The 16,855-nt window shown below is 70.0% G+C and carries 21 protein-coding genes; 5 read left to right on the top strand and 16 right to left on the bottom strand.

Annotated elements, in window-relative coordinates; genetic code table 11:
* Positions 1-102: 102 nt before the first annotated feature.
* The 5 genes from ACIBAD_RS33980 to ACIBAD_RS33960 form a co-directional block, all read right to left on the bottom strand.
* Positions 103-1,410, bottom strand: coding sequence for a dicarboxylate/amino acid:cation symporter (locus tag ACIBAD_RS33980; protein ID WP_398910647.1), 1,308 nt, complete (start codon positions 1,408-1,410; stop codon positions 103-105).
* Positions 1,411-1,750: 340 nt separating this feature from the next.
* Positions 1,751-2,017: a DUF4229 domain-containing protein gene (locus ACIBAD_RS33975; RefSeq protein WP_051696588.1), complete on the bottom strand. Its 267-nt coding sequence runs from the start codon at positions 2,015-2,017 to the stop codon at positions 1,751-1,753.
* A 136-nt stretch (positions 2,018-2,153) separates the two neighbouring features.
* A complete protein-coding gene (locus ACIBAD_RS33970) occupies positions 2,154-2,678 on the bottom strand; it encodes a GNAT family N-acetyltransferase (RefSeq protein WP_134072211.1) in 525 nt (174 codons plus the stop codon).
* A gap of 88 nt (positions 2,679-2,766) precedes the next feature.
* Positions 2,767-3,930 carry an aminofutalosine synthase MqnE gene (mqnE, locus tag ACIBAD_RS33965; RefSeq protein ID WP_134072213.1) on the bottom strand — a complete coding sequence of 388 codons (1,164 nt, stop codon included), beginning with the start codon at positions 3,928-3,930 and terminating at the stop codon, positions 2,767-2,769.
* Positions 3,931-3,986: 56 nt separating this feature from the next.
* Entirely contained in the window at positions 3,987-4,442 is a 456-nt protein-coding gene (locus ACIBAD_RS33960) for an Lrp/AsnC family transcriptional regulator (protein WP_134072215.1), read from the bottom strand.
* Between the two features lie 138 nt (positions 4,443-4,580).
* Between ACIBAD_RS33960 and ACIBAD_RS33955 the strand changes: the two genes are divergently transcribed.
* Positions 4,581-4,721, top strand: a complete 141-nt coding sequence (locus tag ACIBAD_RS33955) for a hypothetical protein (protein ID WP_166682056.1) — start codon at positions 4,581-4,583, stop codon at positions 4,719-4,721.
* Positions 4,722-4,741: 20 nt separating this feature from the next.
* Here ACIBAD_RS33955 and ACIBAD_RS33950 read toward each other — a convergent pair whose 3' ends face one another.
* On the bottom strand, positions 4,742-5,428 hold the full coding sequence (locus ACIBAD_RS33950; protein ID WP_134072217.1) for a UbiX family flavin prenyltransferase: 687 nt from the start codon (positions 5,426-5,428) through the stop codon (positions 4,742-4,744).
* Between the two features lie 79 nt (positions 5,429-5,507).
* Here ACIBAD_RS33950 and ACIBAD_RS33945 point away from each other — a divergent pair, with 79 nt between their 5' ends.
* Positions 5,508-6,110 carry a rhomboid family intramembrane serine protease gene (locus ACIBAD_RS33945; protein WP_398910643.1) on the top strand — a complete coding sequence of 201 codons (603 nt, stop codon included), beginning with the start codon at positions 5,508-5,510 and terminating at the stop codon, positions 6,108-6,110.
* Between the two features lie 7 nt (positions 6,111-6,117).
* Here the strand turns inward: ACIBAD_RS33945 and mqnP are convergent, their stop codons facing one another.
* From mqnP to ACIBAD_RS33930, 3 genes are read right to left on the bottom strand one after another with little or no spacing between them, the layout of a single operon-like run.
* Positions 6,118-7,041, bottom strand: a complete 924-nt coding sequence (mqnP, locus tag ACIBAD_RS33940) for a menaquinone biosynthesis prenyltransferase MqnP (RefSeq protein ID WP_398910641.1) — start codon at positions 7,039-7,041, stop codon at positions 6,118-6,120.
* A complete protein-coding gene (locus tag ACIBAD_RS33935) occupies positions 7,038-7,514 on the bottom strand; it encodes a hypothetical protein (RefSeq protein WP_398910639.1) in 477 nt (158 codons plus the stop codon). The genes mqnP and ACIBAD_RS33935 overlap by 4 nt, the downstream gene beginning before the upstream one ends.
* Complete coding sequence (locus ACIBAD_RS33930) at positions 7,511-8,968, bottom strand: menaquinone biosynthesis decarboxylase (protein ID WP_048474519.1); 1,458 nt, start codon at positions 8,966-8,968, stop codon at positions 7,511-7,513. Before ACIBAD_RS33930 ends, ACIBAD_RS33935 begins: the two co-directional genes overlap by 4 nt.
* A gap of 91 nt (positions 8,969-9,059) precedes the next feature.
* Here ACIBAD_RS33930 and ACIBAD_RS33925 point away from each other — a divergent pair, with 91 nt between their 5' ends.
* Positions 9,060-9,344 (top strand): PLD nuclease N-terminal domain-containing protein, encoded by a 285-nt coding sequence (locus ACIBAD_RS33925; protein ID WP_385580534.1) that lies wholly within the window; start codon positions 9,060-9,062, stop codon positions 9,342-9,344.
* A gap of 10 nt (positions 9,345-9,354) precedes the next feature.
* Here the strand turns inward: ACIBAD_RS33925 and ACIBAD_RS33920 are convergent, their stop codons facing one another.
* Positions 9,355-9,726: a cupin domain-containing protein gene (locus ACIBAD_RS33920; protein ID WP_398910637.1), complete on the bottom strand. Its 372-nt coding sequence runs from the start codon at positions 9,724-9,726 to the stop codon at positions 9,355-9,357.
* A gap of 76 nt (positions 9,727-9,802) precedes the next feature.
* Here ACIBAD_RS33920 and ACIBAD_RS33915 point away from each other — a divergent pair, with 76 nt between their 5' ends.
* Positions 9,803-10,282: a MarR family transcriptional regulator gene (locus ACIBAD_RS33915; RefSeq protein WP_134072225.1), complete on the top strand. Its 480-nt coding sequence runs from the start codon at positions 9,803-9,805 to the stop codon at positions 10,280-10,282.
* 31 nt (positions 10,283-10,313) lie between these two features.
* Positions 10,314-10,784: a hypothetical protein gene (locus ACIBAD_RS33910; RefSeq protein ID WP_398910634.1), complete on the top strand. Its 471-nt coding sequence runs from the start codon at positions 10,314-10,316 to the stop codon at positions 10,782-10,784.
* Here ACIBAD_RS33910 and ACIBAD_RS33905 read toward each other — a convergent pair.
* The 6 genes from ACIBAD_RS33905 to ACIBAD_RS33880 all read right to left on the bottom strand — a co-directional run bounded on the left by ACIBAD_RS33905 (position 10,760) and on the right by ACIBAD_RS33880 (position 16,812).
* On the bottom strand, positions 10,760-11,269 hold the full coding sequence (locus ACIBAD_RS33905; protein ID WP_134072227.1) for an SRPBCC domain-containing protein: 510 nt from the start codon (positions 11,267-11,269) through the stop codon (positions 10,760-10,762). The genes ACIBAD_RS33910 and ACIBAD_RS33905 overlap by 25 nt on opposite strands.
* Before the next feature lie 42 nt (positions 11,270-11,311).
* The gene (gene ccsB / locus ACIBAD_RS33900; protein ID WP_134072229.1) at positions 11,312-12,430 is read right to left on the bottom strand and encodes a c-type cytochrome biogenesis protein CcsB; all 1,119 of its coding nucleotides are present in this window, start codon (positions 12,428-12,430) and stop codon (positions 11,312-11,314) included.
* A complete protein-coding gene (locus ACIBAD_RS33895; protein ID WP_398910631.1) occupies positions 12,427-14,124 on the bottom strand; it encodes a cytochrome c biogenesis protein ResB in 1,698 nt (565 codons plus the stop codon). Before ACIBAD_RS33895 ends, ccsB begins: the two co-directional genes overlap by 4 nt.
* A gap of 11 nt (positions 14,125-14,135) precedes the next feature.
* The gene (locus ACIBAD_RS33890; protein WP_078860573.1) at positions 14,136-14,843 is read right to left on the bottom strand and encodes a cytochrome c biogenesis protein CcdA; all 708 of its coding nucleotides are present in this window, start codon (positions 14,841-14,843) and stop codon (positions 14,136-14,138) included.
* Between the two features lie 76 nt (positions 14,844-14,919).
* Positions 14,920-15,516, bottom strand: a complete 597-nt coding sequence (locus tag ACIBAD_RS33885; protein WP_134072235.1) for a TlpA disulfide reductase family protein — start codon at positions 15,514-15,516, stop codon at positions 14,920-14,922.
* Positions 15,517-15,582: 66 nt separating this feature from the next.
* The gene (locus tag ACIBAD_RS33880) at positions 15,583-16,812 is read right to left on the bottom strand and encodes a hypothetical protein (protein WP_134072237.1); all 1,230 of its coding nucleotides are present in this window, start codon (positions 16,810-16,812) and stop codon (positions 15,583-15,585) included.
* Positions 16,813-16,855: the final 43 nt, after the last annotated feature.

Raw genomic sequence — 16,855 nt, 5'->3', positions numbered from 1 at the left:
TAATGCATCGTCACGGGCGCCGCGAACGGCCCGGGAGGGGGCGTCCGAACGCATCGCAGCCCCCGCCCGGACGGGGGCGGGGGCTGCAGGGGGCCGGGCCGGTCAGGCGGCCACGGCGACCGGGGTGCGCTCGTCCAGCGGGGAGGACGAGGCCGTTTCGTAGGCCTTCTTGTCCAGGATTCCCTCGCGGGCCGCGACCACGACCGGGACCAGGGCCTGGCCGGCGACGTTGGTGGCGGTGCGCATCATGTCCAGGATCGGGTCGATCGCCATGAGCAGGCCGACGCCCTCCAGGGGCAGGCCCAGGGTGGAGAGGGTCAGGGTCAGCATGACCGTGGCGCCGGTCAGGCCGGCCGTGGCGGCCGAGCCCACCACCGAGACGAAGGCGATCAGCAGGTAGTCGGTGATCGTCAGCTGGACGTCGAAGATCTGCGCGATGAAGATCGCGGCGAGCGCCGGGTAGATCGCGGCGCAGCCGTCCATCTTCGTCGTCGCGCCGAACGGGACGGCGAAGGAGGCGTACTCCTTCGGGACGCCGAGGCGCTCGGTGACCTTCTGGGTGACCGGCATCGTGCCGACCGAGGAGCGGGAGACGAAGGCCAGCTGGATCGCGGGCCAGGCGCCCTTGAAGAACTGGATCGGGTTGACCTTGGCGACCGTCGCCAGCAGCAGCGGGTAGACGCCGAACATGACGAGCGCGGAGCCGATGTACACGTCCGCGGTGAAGGTCGCGTACTTGCCGATGAGCTCCCAGCCGTACGAGGCGATCGCGGTGCCGATCAGGCCGACGGTGCCGATGGGGGCGAGGCGGATGACCCACCACAGGGCCTTCTGGAGGAGCTCCAGGACGGACTCGGCGACGGTGAGGATCGGCTGGGCCTTGTCGCCGAGCTGGAGGGCGGCGATACCGGCGACGGCGGCCATGAAGACGATCTGGAGCACGTTCAGCTCGGTGAACGGCGTGATGACGTCGGTCGGCACGATGCCGGTCAGGAAGTCGAGCCAGGAGCCGGTGCGCTTGGGCAGCTTGCCGTCCTGCGGGGTGAGGCCGGTGCCGGCGCCCGGGTTGGTCAGCAGGCCGATCGCGAGGCCGATGCCGACCGCGATCAGCGAGGTGATCATGAACCAGAGCAGCGTGCGCGAGGCGAGGCGGGCGGCGTTGTTCACCTTCCGCAGGTTGGTGATCGACACCAGGATCGCGAAGAAGACGAGCGGGGCCACGGCCAGCTTCAGCAGCTGGACGAATATGTCGCCGATCTGCTCAAGGGTCTTGGCGAGCCAGCTGACGTCCTGGCTGCGGGCGAGCCAGCCGAACAGGACGCCGAGCACGAGGCCGGTGACGATCTGGGCCCAGAACGGGAACTTGAAGGAGGCCTTGGCGGGGGCCTGAGGGGTCGCGGACACGGACACACTCCGGGGGTGATGCGCAAAGAAGGGGGGAAGAGAAGAAGAACGGCGTGGGCTCAGCGACAGCCACAACAGGCCGCGGACACGCGGCGGCAGAGGTCGACGTGCAGGCGCGCCACGAGCGGGACGCTCGGGGTCATTTCGTGCGCAACTGTGGTCAACATGTTTAACACGCTAACACTTTCCCTTTGAGGATCTCAAAGGTGCACTTTGAGTCAGAGAGCCCCGCGAAACGCCGAACCGCCCCGTCGCGCAGGGCAGATCCCGGCGCGGGGGCGGTTCGGTGTGGTTCAGGGTGTGACGCAGCTAACGCGGGCGCGGGAACTCGCGCGCGGGCGTGGACTCAAGCACGGGCGGCGTCGTCGGCCGCGTCCTCCTGGGAGCGGTTCGCGGCGAGCTTCTCCTTCGCGCCCGCGACGCGTCCGGAGATCTGCGCGGACATCTCGTCGCGCTGCTTGCGCAGCAGCACGAAGGAGAGCGGCGCGGAGATCACGAGGGCGAGCAGCACGACCCAGGCGGGGTTGGCGTCGCCGAGGCCGGCGGGCACCCAGCCCACGTTGACCAGGACGGCGACCAGGACGAGGCATCCGACGAAGATGCCCAGCCGCATCGCGGTGTAGCGGATCGTCGCGCTCGGCTTGAGGGACACGGTGACCCCTTCTCTCTCGTCGGTACTCGGCTGCGTGCCCGTCCAGTGAAGCACGGCGCAGGTACGGACAAACCCGCCGGGGGTCACCCGCCGGGGCTCAGTACAGCGGCAGCAGCATCGTGACGTCGTCGCGGTCGTCGCCCGGGGCCACCCGGATGGCGCCCGGGATGCGGCCGACCTCCTTGTAGCCGCAGGCCGCGTAGAAGTGCTCCAGCCCGTGGCCCCCGCGGCAGCTGAGCCGCAGCGCGTCGAGACCGCCCAGGGAGCGCGCCGCGTCGGCGACGGCCTCCATCAGCGCCCGCCCGGCACCGCGCCCCTGGAGTCCGGGGCTGACCATGACGGTGTAGACCCAGGCCCAGTGCCGCTGCAGCGCGTGGCCGTTGTGCCCGATCCACGCGGCCGCGCGCACCCGCCCGTCGGCGTCGTGCCCGACGACGAGCCGATTGCGCTCCTCGGCCATGGCCACGAGGTGCTTGACCAGCTCGGGGCGGATGTCGTCCGCGGTCACCGGAGGGACGAAGCCGACCGCCCCGCCCGCGTTGGAGACGTCGGTCCACAGCTGTACGAGGCCGTCGCGCAGCCCCCGGTCGACCGCCGGCTCGAAGGTGAAAGTAAGGGTCATTTGCGGAGAATATCTATTACCCGGCCGGGTGGGCAACGGAAAGGCCCCGGTCCTTGTGGGACCGGGGCCTTTCACGGCGTCGACGGCGTCAGACGCGCATCGCCTGCGGGGTCTCGCGCAGGGCCGCGTCCGGGCCGGGGTACTCGCGGATGATCTCGTAGCGCGTGTTGCGCTCGACCGGACGGAAGCCGGCCTCACGGATCAGCTCCAGCAGATCGTCGCGGCCGAGCTTGTTCGGCGTGCCGTAGTTGTCCGCGTCGTGCGTGATCTTGTACTCGACGACCGAGCCGTCCATGTCGTCCGCACCGTGCTGGAGCGCCAGCTGGGCGGTCTGCACACCGTGCATGACCCAGAAGACCTTCACGTGCGGCACGTTGTCGAAGAGGAGACGGGAGACGGCGAAGGTCTTGAGGGCCTCGGCACCGGTCGCCATCGTCGTGCGCGCCTGCAGCTTGTTGCGGACCTTGCCGTCCTGCATGTCCACGAAGTCGTGCTGGTAGCGCAGCGGGATGAAGACCTGGAAGCCGCCGGTCTCGTCCTGGAGCTCGCGCAGCCGCAGCACGTGGTCCACGCGGTGGCGCGGCTCCTCGATGTGCCCGTAGAGCATCGTCGACGGGGTCTTGAGGCCCTTGGAGTGCGCCAGCCGGTGGATGCGCGACCAGTCCTCCCAGTGGGTCCTGTGGTCGACGATGTGCTGGCGGACCTCCCAGTCGAAGATCTCCGCGCCGCCGCCGGTGAGGGACTCCAGACCGGCCTCGATCAGCTCGTCCAGGATGTCGGAGGCCGACATCCCGGAGATCGTCTCGAAGTGGTGGATCTCGGTCGCCGTGAACGCCTTCAGCGAGACGTTCGGCAGCGCCTCCTTCAGCGCGGAGAGCGAGCGCGGGTAGTACCGCCACGGCAGGCTCGGGTGCAGGCCGTTGACGATGTGCAGCTCGGTGAGGTTGTCGTTCTCCATGGCCTTGGCCAGGCGCACGGCTTCCTCGATGCGCATCGTGTACGCGTCCTTCTCGCCCGGCTTGCGCTGGAACGAGCAGTAGGCGCACGAGGCGGTGCACACGTTCGTCATGTTGAGGTGACGGTTGACGTTGAAGTGGACGACGTCGCCGTTCTTGCGCGTACGCACCTCGTGGGCGAGGCCGCCCAGCCAGGCCAGGTCGTCGGACTCGTAGAGGGCGATGCCGTCCTCACGGGTCAGCCGCTCGCCGGAGCGAACCTTGTCCTCCAGCTCACGCTTGAGCCCAGCGTCCATTCCGGTCGTCTCCTCTACGGGTCCTGTCCTGCCTGCAACCGCCACCCACCGTACTCTTAGCGCTCTTCGGGCAGCTCCCCGACCCGGTTCTCCCACTTCGTGGAGAGCACGATGGTGGTACGGGTGCGTGAGACGCCCTTGGTGCTGGAGAGCTTGCGGATGATCCGCTCCAGCCCGTCCACGTCGCCGGCCCGGACCTTGAGCATGTACGAGTCGTCGCCGGCGATGAACCAGCAGTCCTCGATCTCCGCCAGGTCGCGCAGGCGGCGGGCGACGTCCTCGTGGTCCGCGGCGTCGGAGAGGGAGATGCCGATGAGCGCCGTGACGCCGAGGCCGAGCGAGGCCGCGTTGACGGTGGCGCGGTAGCCGGTGATCACTCCGGCCGATTCGAGCCGGTTGATCCGGTCGGTGACGCTGGGGCCGGAGAGGCCTACGAGCCGGCCCAGCTCCGCGTACGAGGCACGTCCGTTCTCACGAAGTGCCTGGATGAGCTGCCTATCCACCGCGTCCATATACCTGGAGCCTTCCATTATTCGGCGATCCCGCAAGTTTACGTATAGAATCAAAGGCGCACAGGGTCAACACCCTGTGAATCTTTCAACAGATCGGCGATGATCTCGCTGATCTGACGACATCAGGAGTGGTTCACCGTGTACACGATCGAGATGGCCTACGCGCACATGCGACAGCTCCAGGAGCTGGCCAACCGATCCCGCACCGACCAGCCCGCCGCCGCCCACCGCGTCGACCGGACCCGCAAGCCGGGCGCTGTCCGCGCCAAGAAGCGCTAGTCGCCGCGCTCGTTCCTGCGCTAGCCACCGTTTGCCTCCCGGGGGCGGGACGCTCCACCGAGCTCCCCCTCCCACCGGCGGTACAGCCGGTGCGGCACCCCTGCCGCATCCAGCACCCGCCCCGCGACGAAATCCACCAGGTCCTGGATGTGCGTCGCACCCGCATAGAACGCCGGAGAGGCGGGCAGCACCACTGCGCCCGCCTCGTCCAGCGCCACCAGATGCTTGAGCGTCTGCCCGTTCAGCGGGGTCTCCCGCACCGCGACCACCAGTCGCCGCCGCTCCTTGAGCGTCACGCTCGCGACGCGCTGGAGCAGGTCCTTCGACAGCCCGAGCGCCACCCCCGCCACACAGGCCGTGGACGCCGGCACGATCAGCATCCCCTTCACGGGGTACGAGCCCGAACTCGGCCCGGCGGCAAGGTCGCCGGCGCCCCAGTAGCGGACGTCGTCCAGTTCCGGCCTTGGATGCGTCGCGGGCTTGCCGTCCGCTCCGCGCTCCAGCCAGGCGGCGAGATCGTCCCGCCAGTGCGCGTCGCGGAACGCGATTCCGGTCTCGTCGAGGAGGGTCAGCCGCGAGGCGCGGCTGACCACGAGGTCCACGCTCTCCCCCGCCGCCAGCAGTCCCCGGATCACCGCCGCCGCGTACGGCGTCCCGGACGCCCCGGAAACCCCGACCACCCACGGGGTGCGCTTGCCGTCAGTCATAGCTCCGAGACTATCCGGCCACCGGCGGACGACGCTGAGTAAGGTGTCCCGAGCGTCGACGGGTGGGGGTTTCGAGGACATGGCCGAGGCAGGCGTCGTACGTCCCGACGAGTGGAGCCAGGCGGATCGGGCCAAGGCCGCCGCGAAGCTGATGCTGGGCTGGGTGGGCCTGCTGTGGCTGATCGAGGCGGTCGATCTGGCCACCGGGCACGCGCTGGACGCGTACGGGATCGCTCCGCGGTCGGTGGAGGGCCTGAGCGGGATCCCGCTGGCCCCGTTCCTCCACTTCGGCTTCGACCACGTGGCGTCCAACAGCGTCCCGCTGCTGGTTCTCGGCTTCGTCGCCGCGCTGAGCGGGATACGGCGCTTCCTGGCGCTGTGCGCGCTGGCCGTGGTGGTGGACGGACTCGGGGTGTGGCTGGTCTCCGCGTCGAACACCGTGACCGCCGGCGCCTCGGGGCTGGTCTTCTCCCTCTTCGGCTACCTGCTGGTCCGCGGCTTCGTCGAACGCCGCCCGCTGGGCGTGCTGGTCGCCGTCGCGATCGCCGCGTACTGGGGCGCGGGGATCCTGACCGGCATCCTGCCCACGAACACGACGGTCAGCTGGCAGGGGCACCTCTTCGGCCTGCTGACGGGCATGGCGGCCGCGTACCTCTTCCCCCGGCGCCCCCTGCGCGAGTAGGCCCTGGCTACGGCGTGAGGCCGCGGGCCACCAGGTCCGCCAGGGCGCAGGCGAAGAGGGCCATGCCGATGAAGCCGTTCACCGTGAAGAAGGCCCGGTTCAGGCGGGACAGGTCGTGCGGCTTGACGATCGTGTGCTCGTACAGGAAGGCGCCGACGACGACCAGCAGGCCGAACCAGAACAAGGGGCCCGCGTCCGTCGCGAGCGCGTACCAGGCCAGCAGGGCCGTGGTCACGACGTGCGCGCCGCGCGCCCCCCACAGCGCCGCCGGGACGCCGAAGCGGGCCGGAACCGACTTCACGCCGTCCGCGCGGTCCGCCGCCACGTCCTGGCAGGCGAAGATCAGGTCGAAGCCGCCGATCCACACGCCCACCGCCAGGCCCAGGATCACCGCGTCCCAGGACCACTCCCCCGTCACCGCCAGCCAGGCGCCCACCGGGCCCATCGCCTGGGCCAGGCCCAGGATCGCGTGCGGGAAGTTCGTGAACCGCTTGCCGTACGGATACACCACCATCGGGATCACCGCGATCGGCGCCAGCGCCAGGCACAGCGGGTTCAGCAGCGCCGCCGAGCCGAGGAAGACGGCCAGCGCGAACCCGGCCCCGGTCCAGGCCGACCGTACGGAGACGGCGCCCGTGACGAGCTCGCGCCCGGCAGTACGCGGGTTCCGGGCGTCGATCTCCCGGTCGATGATCCGGTTGGCGGCCATCGCGAACGTCCGCAGCCCGACCATGCAGACGGTGACGAGCAGCAGCTCGGTCCAGTGCATGGTGCGGTCGAGCTGGAACATGGCCGTCAGCGCCGCGATGTAGGCGAAGGGCAGCGCGAAGACCGAGTGCTCGATCATCACGAGCCGCAGGAACGCCTTCACCTTGCCGGGTGCCTGCGGCGCGGAACCGGGGCCGATGACTCCGTCGGCGGTGGTCATCATGCGAGGGCTCTCCGGAAGTCTTCGAGGTCGGCGCGGAGCGCGTCGGCGTCCAGGGACGGGATCTCCAGCGTGACCGGGGGCAGCTCCTCGCCCTCGGGCGGGGTGACGGTGCACACGAAGCGGCAGTCCGCGCCGCCGTCTCCCGGATAGGCCTGGAGGCGCAGCACCTCGCCCGCCCCGACGACGAACGGGCCGCTCTCGAAGGAGAGCTCGGCCAGCAGCCGGTCGGCGAAGTCCTCGGCCTCGGCGTCCCGCAGGCCCGGCAGCTCGAAGCCGCCGCCTTCCCCGGACTCCTCTTCCCACATCAGGGCCCAGACGTTGCCGGGGCCCGCGAACTCCTCCGGCGAGACGCCGGCCTGCTCGGCGGCCTCACGGACCTCGGGGTCGGCCGGGTCCAGGCGCGGGCGCACGACGGCCACGTAGGCCGTGTCCGTGCCGATGAAGAGGGCGGGGCCGCCCATCGCCGTGCTCACAGGCCGTACTCCTTCCAGCGGCGGTCCACCAGGGCCGCCGTCGCCGGGTCGGACTCCACCATGTCGGGCCAGCCTCCGTCACGGGTGTAGCCCTCCTCGGGGAGCTTCTTCGTCGCGTCGATGCCCGCCTTGCCGCCCCAGAACTGCTGGTACGAGGCGTGGTCGAGGTGGTCGACCGGCCCCTCCACGACCGTGAGGTCGCGGGAGTAGTCCGTGTTGCCGAGGGCCCGCCAGGACACCTCGTGCAGGTCGTGGACGTCGCAGTCGGAGTCCACGACGATGATCAGCTTGGTCAGCGACATCATGTGGGCGCCCCAGATGGCGTGCATGACCTTCTGGGCGTGCTTGGGGTACTTCTTGTCGATCGAGACGATCGCGCAGTTGTGGAAGCCGCCCGACTCGGGCAGGTGGTAGTCCACGATGTCCGGCACGATGATCTTCAGCAGCGGGAGGAAGAAACGCTCCGTCGCGCGGCCGAGCGGGCCGTCCTCCGTGGGCGGGCGGCCGACGACGATCGACTGGAGGAGCGGGCGCTTGCGCATCGTCACGCAGTCGATCTTCAGCGCGGGGAACGGCTCCTGCGGGGTGTAGAAGCCCGTGTGGTCGCCGAAGGGGCCTTCCGGGAGCATCTCGCCCGGCTCCAGCCAACCCTCGATGACGACCTCGGCGTTGGCCGGGACCTGGAGCGGGACGGTCTTGCAGTCCACCATCTCGATGCGCTTGCCCGCGACGAACCCGGCGAAGAGGTACTCGTCGATGTCGCCGGGCAGCGGAGCGGTCGACGCGTACGTCACGGCCGGCGGGCAGCCGAAGGCGATCGCGACCGGGAGGCGCTCGCCGCGCTTGGCGGCGACCGCGTAGTGGTTGCGGCTGTCCTTGTGGATCTGCCAGTGCATGCCGATGGTGCGCTTGTCGTGGCGCTGGAGGCGGTAGAGGCCGAGGTTGCGCACGCCCGTCTCGGGGTGCTTGGTGTGGGTGAGGCCGAGGTTGAAGAAGGACCCGCCGTCCTTGGGCCAGGTGAACAGGGCCGGGAGGGCGTCCAGGTCCACGTCGTCGCCGGTGAGGACGACCTCCTGGACGGGGGCGGACTCGCCCTTCACCTTCTTCGGCGGCACGTGCACCATCGAGCCGAGCTTGCCGAAGGCCTCGCGCACGCCGATGAACCCCTGGGGGAGCTCCGGCTTGAGCAGGCCGCCGATCTTCTCGCTGATCTCGCCGTACGACTTGAGGCCGAGGGCCTTGAGGAGGCGGCGGTCGGTCCCGAAGACGTTCATGGCCAGCGGCATCGCCGAGCCCTTGACGTTCTCGAACAGGAGGGCGGGACCCCCCGCCTTGTTCACTCTGTCGACGATCTCCCCGACCTCCAGGTACGGGTCGACTTCGGCCTTGATGCGCTTGAGGTCGCCCTCTCGCTCCAGAGCCCGGAGCAGCGAGCGGAGATCGTCGTAAGCCATAGGGGCCAGTATCCGTCACCGGCTAGCCTGGGAGTGTCACCGGGGCCCGAGGGCGGGTCCCCCCTCACTGCTGGGGAGTCGGTCCCACACCGTGCTGCGCTATCTGCCGTTCCTGCTGATCATCGCGCTGACCATCTACGCCTTCATCGACTGCCTGAACACGCCGGAGGAAGAGGTCAAGCACCTCCCCAAGGTGGTCTGGGTGATCATCATCCTGCTCTTCTCGATCGTCGGACCGGTGGTGTGGCTGTTCGCGGGCCGGCAGCGCTCCGCGGTCGGCGGTGGCCGGGCGCGCCGGACGCAGTGGGTCGCACCCGACGACAACCCGGAGTTCCTGCGCTCCCTCAGCGAGGACCGCGACAAGGACAAGGACTGACGGTCCCCCGTCACCGGGCCCAGGGCAGAACACGGGGCTCCGCTTCCCCCGGGACCGTGACCAGGGCGTCCGAGCGCATCGCGACGTGGGCCTCGGCCGCCTCCGAGGCGTGGACGCGGCGTAGTACGTGCGGCGGGAGGACCAGCGTCTGGCCCGCCGCGGCCTTGTGCGTGCGGCCGGCCGAGGTGACCTCCAGGCTGCCCGCGGTGACCGTCCAGATCTGTTCGCGGTCGACGGAGTGCTCCGGGCCGGACGCGCCGGCGGCCATGGCGACGCGCCAGGTGCTGAGTTCGGCGCTGCCCCGGCTGGGGGCGGCCAGGCCGGTCATGACCGCGTTGGGGGTCGTGATGACGTGGTCGGTCGAGGTGGTGATGACGTGCATGCGAAGATCCCTCACTTACGAGTCAAGCTGCTTTACTTACTCCACGAGTAAAGCAGCTTGACCCAGTCGTGTCACGATGTTTTCCGTGACGAGAAACGAAGACACCACCGGCATCGAGCTCGGCTTCCTGCTCGGACTCGGATTCCAGCTGCTGATCGGCGAGTTCACCCGGCGCCTCGACGCTGCGGGGTACGGGGACCTGCGGCCCGCGCACGGCATGGCCTTCCAGGCGCTCAAGGGCCCCGGGGCCACCGCCACCGAGCTCGCCGAACGGCTCGGGGTCACCAAGCAGGCCGCCGGGCAGCTCGTGGACGACTTGGAGAAGCGGGGCTACGTCAGGCGCGAGCCCCACCCCGAGGGCGGCCGGCGCAAGCTGGTGGTCCTGACCCGGGCAGCGAACGAGCACCTGGCCGTCGCGGGGGGCATCCTGCACGAGCTGGAGGCGGAGCTCGGCACCCGCGTCGACCTCGCCGCCCTGCGCGGGGAACTCACCGGCCTGCTGCGCGCACTCAACGGGGACGGGGATCTTCCGCCCCTGCGGCCCGTCTGGCATTGAACGCGTTCAAGGCGGCTGCAAGAATGGGCGGATGCCGAGGAACAGCGGGGGACCGCGGGTCGTCGACACGATCCTGCGCAATCTCCTCGCGTACGGGGTCGCCGTCGCCGCCCTGCTCGCCATGGCCGGCGGCGATCCGTACGCCGCCCACGCCACCCCCGCCGTCTACGACGCCCGCGCCGACGAGATCGTCGGCACCTGGCGCTGCGTCGAGGGGACCGAGGTCGTGTTCCGGGCCGACGGGACCGCCACCGTCACCCTGCTCAACGGGCAGGAGAGGGACTACGACCACGGCTGGCGGCTCTCCGGGACCGGCACCTGGAAGCTCATCAGCCGGGAGCCCGCCGGCTGGAACTACGGCCAGCACGTGCGCCTGCGCCTGCCCGACCTCTACAAGTGGACCTTCGAGATGCGCCGCGACCACCGGCAGGCGCTGGAGCTGTACTTCTTCTACGGCGATCCGGACGCGCGCAGCGCCTACGTCCTGGAGAAGGACCCGTAGGAGGCGCGCAGCTCGGCCCAGCGGGCGTCGGTCCACCGGGACCAGTCCGTCGGATGGCCCTGCAGGGCGGATTCCAGCAGCTCGAAGTGGTGGTGCCAGCCGGCCAGGCAGTCGAGGCGGTCCTCGTCCGAGCCGGACCGCTCGTTCAGGAAGCGGATCACGGTCGAGTCCGTGCCGACCGCCTCCAGGTGGAAGCGGATCCGGCCGTGCTCGTCGACCGTGTACTCGACGACCCGTTCGACGTCCCACGCCGTGACGCGGCCGGAGACCGTCGTCCCGGTGTTCAGCCAGCGCAGGGTGACGGCCCCGCCGAGCCTGCGCTCCAGGACGTCCGCCGCGGCCAGCCAGCCGCGCAGCCCCTCCGCCGTGGTCAGGGCGGGCCACACGGCCTCGTACGCACTCGGCACGTGCACCTCGAAGCGCAGCAGCCAGCGGTCCCCGCCGCGGCTCTCACTGGTGGCATGACTCACCGGTGTCAGCGTCATGCCACCAGCGTCCCACTCCCGCGGGCCGTACGCCCGCGCGCGTCAGACGCCCGCGTACGAGTGCTTGCCGCTGAGCAGGATGTTCACGCCGTAGTAGTTCCAGATCCAGCAGGCGAAGGCGAAGAGCGCGAGGTACGCGGCCTTGCGGCCCTTCCAGCCGGCGGTGGCGCGGGCGTGCAGGTAGCAGGCGTACGCCACCCAGGTCACGAAGGACCAGACCTCCTTGGGGTCCCAGCCCCAGTAGCGGCCCCAGGCGTCGCCCGCCCAGATCGCGCCCGCGACGATGGTGAAGGTCCACAGCGGGAACACGGCCGCGTTGATCCGGTACGAGAACTTGTCGAGCGAGGCCGCCGAGGGCAGCCGCTCCAGCACCGAGGAGCGGAAGCGGCCCGGCGTGCGGCCCTGCTCCAGGTGGCTCTCGTAGGAGTCGCGGAAGAGGTAGAGCACCGCGCCGGCCGCGCCGATGTAGAAGACCGCGCCGCAGAAGATCGCGGTGGAGACGTGGATCCACAGCCAGTACGAGTGCAGGGCCGGGACCAGCTGGTCGCTGGCGGTGTACAGCCAGGTGGTGGCGATGCCGAGGTCCAGCAGGACCGTGGTGACCAGGATCAGTCCGAGCCAGCGGACGTTCTTCTTCAGCGCCAGGAGCGCCAGGTAGGCGCCGACGGCGACGGTGGAGAAGGTCACCGAGAACTCGTACATGTTGCCCCAGGGGGCCCGCTGCACGGACATCGCGCGGGTCACGACGCCGCCCGCCTCGATGACGAAGGCCAGGGTGGTCAGCGAGACCGCGATCCGGCCGTACAGGTCGCCGTTCTCGGTGCCGCCGGCCGCGCCGGGGCCGTCCGGGACGTCGCGGGTGCCGGCGGCGGAGCGGGTGACGACCTTCGGCTTGTCGAGGACCGCGGTCCCCCCGGTTTCACCGGCTCCAAGGGAGCTACGCGCCCCCTTCTGGCGCACCTGGACGGCGGGGGCGGCGGCGGCCGCGGCCTTGGCGCCGGTCAGCGCCGCGGCCGTACGGCCGACCTTGCTGCGGCTGCCGAAGGTCCACTCGGCGATGTGCGCGAAGAAGGCGAGCATGTAGACCGCCATCGACGAATAGATCAGGTAGTTGCTGATCTGCGCCAAATTCTCGTTGACTTCGGCTGCGAGCGGCGTCATCCGCGCTCCCCTTCGACAGTTGCCTTGACAGGTTGGTCGGGCGCCGTGGGCGCCTGCTGGTGGAGGGCGGCCGCGAGCTGCCCCAGCTCCTCCGGGAGCTTGGCCGACTCACTGCGGCCGAGGCCGGCCATCTCGACGACGGTCACGCCGTCCTCGCCGGCCACCGCGCGCACCCAGACCCGGCGCCGCTGGATGAACAGCGACGCCGCCAGGCCGCCGATCGCGGCGATCGCGCCCGAGAGGGCGAGGCCGCTTCCGGGCTGCCGGGTGATGGAGAAGGTGGCCCAGCGCTCGATGCCCTCGAACTTCACGGTGCCCGCGCCGTTCGGGAGCTCCATGGTCTCGCCGGGCAGCAGCCGCTTCTTGAACAGCTGCCCGTCGGGGTCCTTGAACTCCTGCATCTTGGCGGTGTTCAGCTGGTACACGTTCTGCGGCAGGCCCGAGTCGACGCCGAGGCTGCCGTGGTAGGCGCTGAGGGCGAGGACCGGGAACTTCAGGTCGGGGAACTGGGAGAGCATCGTGCCCTTGCCCTCGCCGGCGAAGGTCGGCACGAACATGGCGTTGAAGCCGAGCTGCTCCTTGTTGCCGTCCTTGTCGCGGTAGCCGTCCGCCACCTTGACCGCGCCGGAGGAACTCAGGTTCGCGTCGAAGGGCAGCATCGGCACGGCGTCCTTGTAGATCACCTTGCCGGTCGGGTCGGTCACCGAGACGACCGGCGCGTAGCCGTGGCCGAGCAGGTAGACCTTGGACCCGTCCACCTCCATGGGCTTGTTGACCTGGATCTCGCGCTTCTGCGGGGCGCCGGCCGCGCCCTCGCTGAAGGTGACGTACGCCTTGAAGTCGCGGGCGGTGCCCTTCTGCGGGCCGCTCTCCTCGTACGTGGCGTCGAACTTGTCGAGCGTGAAGGAGAAGGGCGACAGGTCGTCGGGGTCGAACCAGCTGCCGTACTTGAAGTCGTCGTACTGGGTGAGCGTGTTCGAGAAGCCCTTGCCGCGCAGGACGAGCTTGCCGCCCTCGGACTTGAACAGCTGGCCCCAGGCGAACGCGATCAGCATCACGATCAGGGCGACGTGGAAGAGCAGGTTCCCCGCCTCGCGCAGGTAGCCCTTCTCGGCGGCGACGGCGGAGGTGCCCGCCTCGGTACGGAACCGCCGCCCGCCGAGGATCGTCTTCGCCTGCGCGAGCACCTCGTCGGGGGACTTCTCCGTACGCCACGTCGCGTACGCGGGCAGCCGGTCGAGGCGCTTGGGGGCGCCCGGCGGGCGGCCGGTGAGCTGGCCGACGAACTGCCAGGTGCGCGGGACGATGCAGCCGATCAGCGAGATGAACAGCAGCAGGTAGATCGCGGAGAACCACACCGAGCTGTAGACGTCGAAGAGCTGGAGCTTCTCGGCGGCCGGGACCCAGAAGGAGTGGTCCTTCTTCCACTGGGCCACCTTCATCGCGTCGACCTGGTTCTGCGGGACGAGCGAGCCGGGGATGGAGCCCAGGGAGAGCAGGAAGAGGAGGATCAGCGCCACCCGCATGGAGGTGAGCTGGCGCCAGAACCAGCGGATCCAGCCGATCACGCCGATGCCGACGGGACCGCCGGAGTCCTCCGCGGGGGCGGTGGAGAGCTGTGCGCCGGCGGCTGCGTCGGTGGCGTCCTCGGACGGGTTCGGCGCCTCGGTGGACGCCTTGTCTGTCGTACTCATTCGCGTAGTCCTCAGATCCCCACCGTGAAGCCTTGGGTCCAGCTCTGCATGTCGTTGACGATGCTCGCCCACCATCCTGTGACGAGCAGCAGGCCGGTCAGCACCAGCATGCCGCCGCCGATCCGCATCACCCAGGCATAGTGCCGCTTCACCCAGCCGAACGCGCCGAGCGCCTTGCGGAACGCGATCGCGGCGAGGATGAAGGGCAGGCCCAGGCCCAGACAGTAGGCGACGGTCAGCAGCGCGCCGCGGCCGGCGCTGGCCTGGTCGATGGAGAGCGTGTTGACCGCGGCGAGGGTGGGGCCCATGCAGGGGGTCCAGCCGACGCCGAAGAGCACGCCGAGCAGCGGTGCCCCGATCAGGCCCGCGGTCGGCTTCCGGTGGAAGCGGAACTCGCGCATCGTCAGCCCCGGGATGAGGCCCATGAAGAAGAGGCCGAGGACGATCACTAGTGCGCCGAGCACCCGGGAGATGACCTCCCGGTTCTCCTGGAGCGTGCCGCCGAAGTACCCGAAGAGCGCGCCGGTCGAGACGAACACCGCGGTGAACCCGGCGATGAACAGGCTGGCTCCGGCCAGCATCCGTCCGCGCCGGGCCTCGGCGAGGTCGGCTCCGCTGATGCCGGTGACGTACGAGAGGTAGCCGGGGACCAGCGGGAGCACGCAGGGCGAGAAGAAGGAGACGAGTCCGGCGAGGACCGAGATGGGCAGTGCCAGCATCAGGGCCCCGTCGAGGACCGTCGTGTTCAGTCCGGTCGGCTCGGCGGCCAGGGTGAGGAGCTCGGGGAGCACTCGGTCACTGCTCCGCGAGCACGGGGTCGATCATGGAGCGCAGCTGCTGCTCGTTGATCGCGACGAGCGTGCGGGCGGCGATCCTGCCCTGCTTGTCGAGGACGATCGTGGAGGGGATGGCCTGCGGGTTGAGCGTGCCCGCGGGGAAGCGGAGCAGCAGCTTCCCGTCCGGGTCGTACAGGCTCGGGTAGGTGATCCCGAAGTTCTCCTCGAAGGAGGTCGCGTTCTGCTTGCTGGTGTCGCGGGTGTTGATGCCGACGAACGCGACGTCCTTGCCGGCGTCGGCCAGCTCCTTCGACACCTTGGCGAAGTTCGGGGCCTCGGCGCGGCACGGCGGGCACCAGGAGCCCCACACGTTGAGGACGACGACCTTGCCCTTGAGGGCCGTGGTGTCGAGGGTCTTGCCGTCGACGGTCTCGCCGTCCAGCTTCGGGGCGTCGGTGCGCGCGTCCTTGGCGACGGTGGAGATGCCACCGGCGCCGGTCACGTAGTTGCCGCCCGAGGAACCGTTCGGCTTGCCGCCGCCGTCGCTGCACGCCGACAGGGTCAGAGCGCTCGCGAGGGTCACCGCGGTGAGCAGGAGAGCACGGCCAATTCTCATGTGAAAAGTTTCGCATGAGCGATTTGTGGATCTTTCCCGCCCCCCGAGGGTGCGCCGAGCCCCTGGTCAGGCGGCGGAGAGGTAGGCGTTCCAGCCGCCGGCCGGCGACTGACCCGGGGCCAGCCCCTGGAGCTTGGCGAGCAGCTTGGGGTCCTGGACGTCGATCCAGTCGGTGAACTGCCGGAAGGAGACGAGCCGTACGTCCTTTTTGTCCGACATGCCCTTGAGGGCCTCCTCCACGGCATCCATGTAGATGCCGCCGTTCCACTCCTCGAAGTGGTTGCCGATGAACATCGGCGCGCGGTTCGTCTCGTACGCGCGCCGGAAGCCGCCGAGGTAGGAGCCGGTGGCCTGGGTGCGCCAGGCCGGGTAGTTGGAGGGCACGCCCCGGGTGGTGTTCTTCGACTGGTTGGCGAGGATGTTGTAGTCCATCGACAGCACCTCGAAGGAGTGCCCCGGGAACGGCATGGACTGCAGCGGCAGGTCCCAGACGCCCGCCCGCTTCACCGGCCACACCTGGACGCCGCCGGGCGAGGAGGCGTCGTAGCGCCAGCCCAGCTTCCGGGCGACGGGCAGCAGGTTGTCCTGGCCGAGCAGGCAGGGGGTGCGGCCGCCGACCAGCTCCTTGCGGTAGTCGAAGGGCAGCGGCTCCAGGTCGGTGAAGCCGGTGTTGGTCCGCCAGCCCGTGACGAAGGACACGGCCTGGTCGATCTCGCTCTGCCAGTCGTCCGGGGTCCAGTGGGCCACGGATCCGGAGCCGTCGCAGAAGTGGCCGTTGAAGTGGGTCCCCACCTCGTGGCCGTCGAGCCACGCCTGGCGGACGCAGTTCAGGGTGTTGCGGACGTTCTCGTCCTTGAGGTAGCCGATGTCGGAGGCGCCGACCGGGTTGTTCGGCGGCTTGTAGAGGTCCCTCTTCGACTCGGGCAGGAGGTAGAGGCCGGAGAGGAAGAAGGTCATGGCCGCGCCGTGGTCCTTGGCGAGCTTGAGGAAGCGCGGGAAGAGGCCGTTGCCGATCTCCCCCGCGCCGTCCCAGCTGAACACCACGAACTGCGGCGGGGTCTCGCCCGGCTGGAGCGGTACGGGCTTGGCCGGCTGGTGGGGCTGCGGGCCGGTGTCGGCGGTGGAGCCGTCGCCGATCGGCCGGACCGCGCCTCCGGACGCGGATGTGCCGGGGCCGCCGGGGGCGGGGCGGCCCGGGCGGTCGTCGGCGCCGCAGCCGACGACACCGGCCGCCACCGCGGCCGCGCCGAGCCCGAGCAGCCCCCTTCGGGTGAAGTTGCGCTTCGCTTCGCTCATGAATAGTCACATAAACGGACTTTTCAGCGAAGTCGAGGCTCGG

The sequence above is a fragment of the Streptomyces sp. NPDC051109 genome, assembly GCF_044455885.1.
In the GTDB taxonomy this organism is placed as follows: Bacteria; Actinomycetota; Actinomycetes; order Streptomycetales; family Streptomycetaceae; genus Streptomyces.
This window is presented reverse-complemented; position numbering and strand designations above follow the sequence as displayed.

What these genes read in the sequence shown, in the direction of transcription:
- ACIBAD_RS33905 (WP_134072227.1), bottom strand. Translation starts at nt 11,269, where the DNA reads ATGACGCTGACACCGGTGAGTCATGCCACCAGTGAGAGCCGCGGCGGG.
- ACIBAD_RS33910 (WP_398910634.1), top strand. Translation starts at nt 10,314, where the DNA reads ATGCCGAGGAACAGCGGGGGACCGCGGGTCGTCGACACGATCCTGCGC.
- ccsB (WP_134072229.1), bottom strand. Translation starts at nt 12,430, where the DNA reads ATGACGCCGCTCGCAGCCGAAGTCAACGAGAATTTGGCGCAGATCAGC.
- ACIBAD_RS33895 (WP_398910631.1), bottom strand. Translation starts at nt 14,124, where the DNA reads ATGAGTACGACAGACAAGGCGTCCACCGAGGCGCCGAACCCGTCCGAG.
- ACIBAD_RS33890 (WP_078860573.1), bottom strand. Translation starts at nt 14,843, where the DNA reads ATGCTGGCACTGCCCATCTCGGTCCTCGCCGGACTCGTCTCCTTCTTC.
- ACIBAD_RS33915 (WP_134072225.1), top strand. Translation starts at nt 9,803, where the DNA reads ATGTTTTCCGTGACGAGAAACGAAGACACCACCGGCATCGAGCTCGGC.
- ACIBAD_RS33960 (WP_134072215.1), bottom strand. Translation starts at nt 4,442, where the DNA reads ATGGACGCGGTGGATAGGCAGCTCATCCAGGCACTTCGTGAGAACGGA.
- ACIBAD_RS33920 (WP_398910637.1), bottom strand. Translation starts at nt 9,726, where the DNA reads ATGCACGTCATCACCACCTCGACCGACCACGTCATCACGACCCCCAAC.
- ACIBAD_RS33885 (WP_134072235.1), bottom strand. Translation starts at nt 15,516, where the DNA reads ATGAGAATTGGCCGTGCTCTCCTGCTCACCGCGGTGACCCTCGCGAGC.
- ACIBAD_RS33970 (WP_134072211.1), bottom strand. Translation starts at nt 2,678, where the DNA reads ATGACCCTTACTTTCACCTTCGAGCCGGCGGTCGACCGGGGGCTGCGC.
- ACIBAD_RS33930 (WP_048474519.1), bottom strand. Translation starts at nt 8,968, where the DNA reads ATGGCTTACGACGATCTCCGCTCGCTGCTCCGGGCTCTGGAGCGAGAG.
- ACIBAD_RS33950 (WP_134072217.1), bottom strand. Translation starts at nt 5,428, where the DNA reads ATGACTGACGGCAAGCGCACCCCGTGGGTGGTCGGGGTTTCCGGGGCG.
- ACIBAD_RS33880 (WP_134072237.1), bottom strand. Translation starts at nt 16,812, where the DNA reads ATGAGCGAAGCGAAGCGCAACTTCACCCGAAGGGGGCTGCTCGGGCTC.
- ACIBAD_RS33945 (WP_398910643.1), top strand. Translation starts at nt 5,508, where the DNA reads ATGGCCGAGGCAGGCGTCGTACGTCCCGACGAGTGGAGCCAGGCGGAT.
- mqnP (WP_398910641.1), bottom strand. Translation starts at nt 7,041, where the DNA reads ATGATGACCACCGCCGACGGAGTCATCGGCCCCGGTTCCGCGCCGCAG.
- ACIBAD_RS33975 (WP_051696588.1), bottom strand. Translation starts at nt 2,017, where the DNA reads ATGCGGCTGGGCATCTTCGTCGGATGCCTCGTCCTGGTCGCCGTCCTG.
- mqnE (WP_134072213.1), bottom strand. Translation starts at nt 3,930, where the DNA reads ATGGACGCTGGGCTCAAGCGTGAGCTGGAGGACAAGGTTCGCTCCGGC.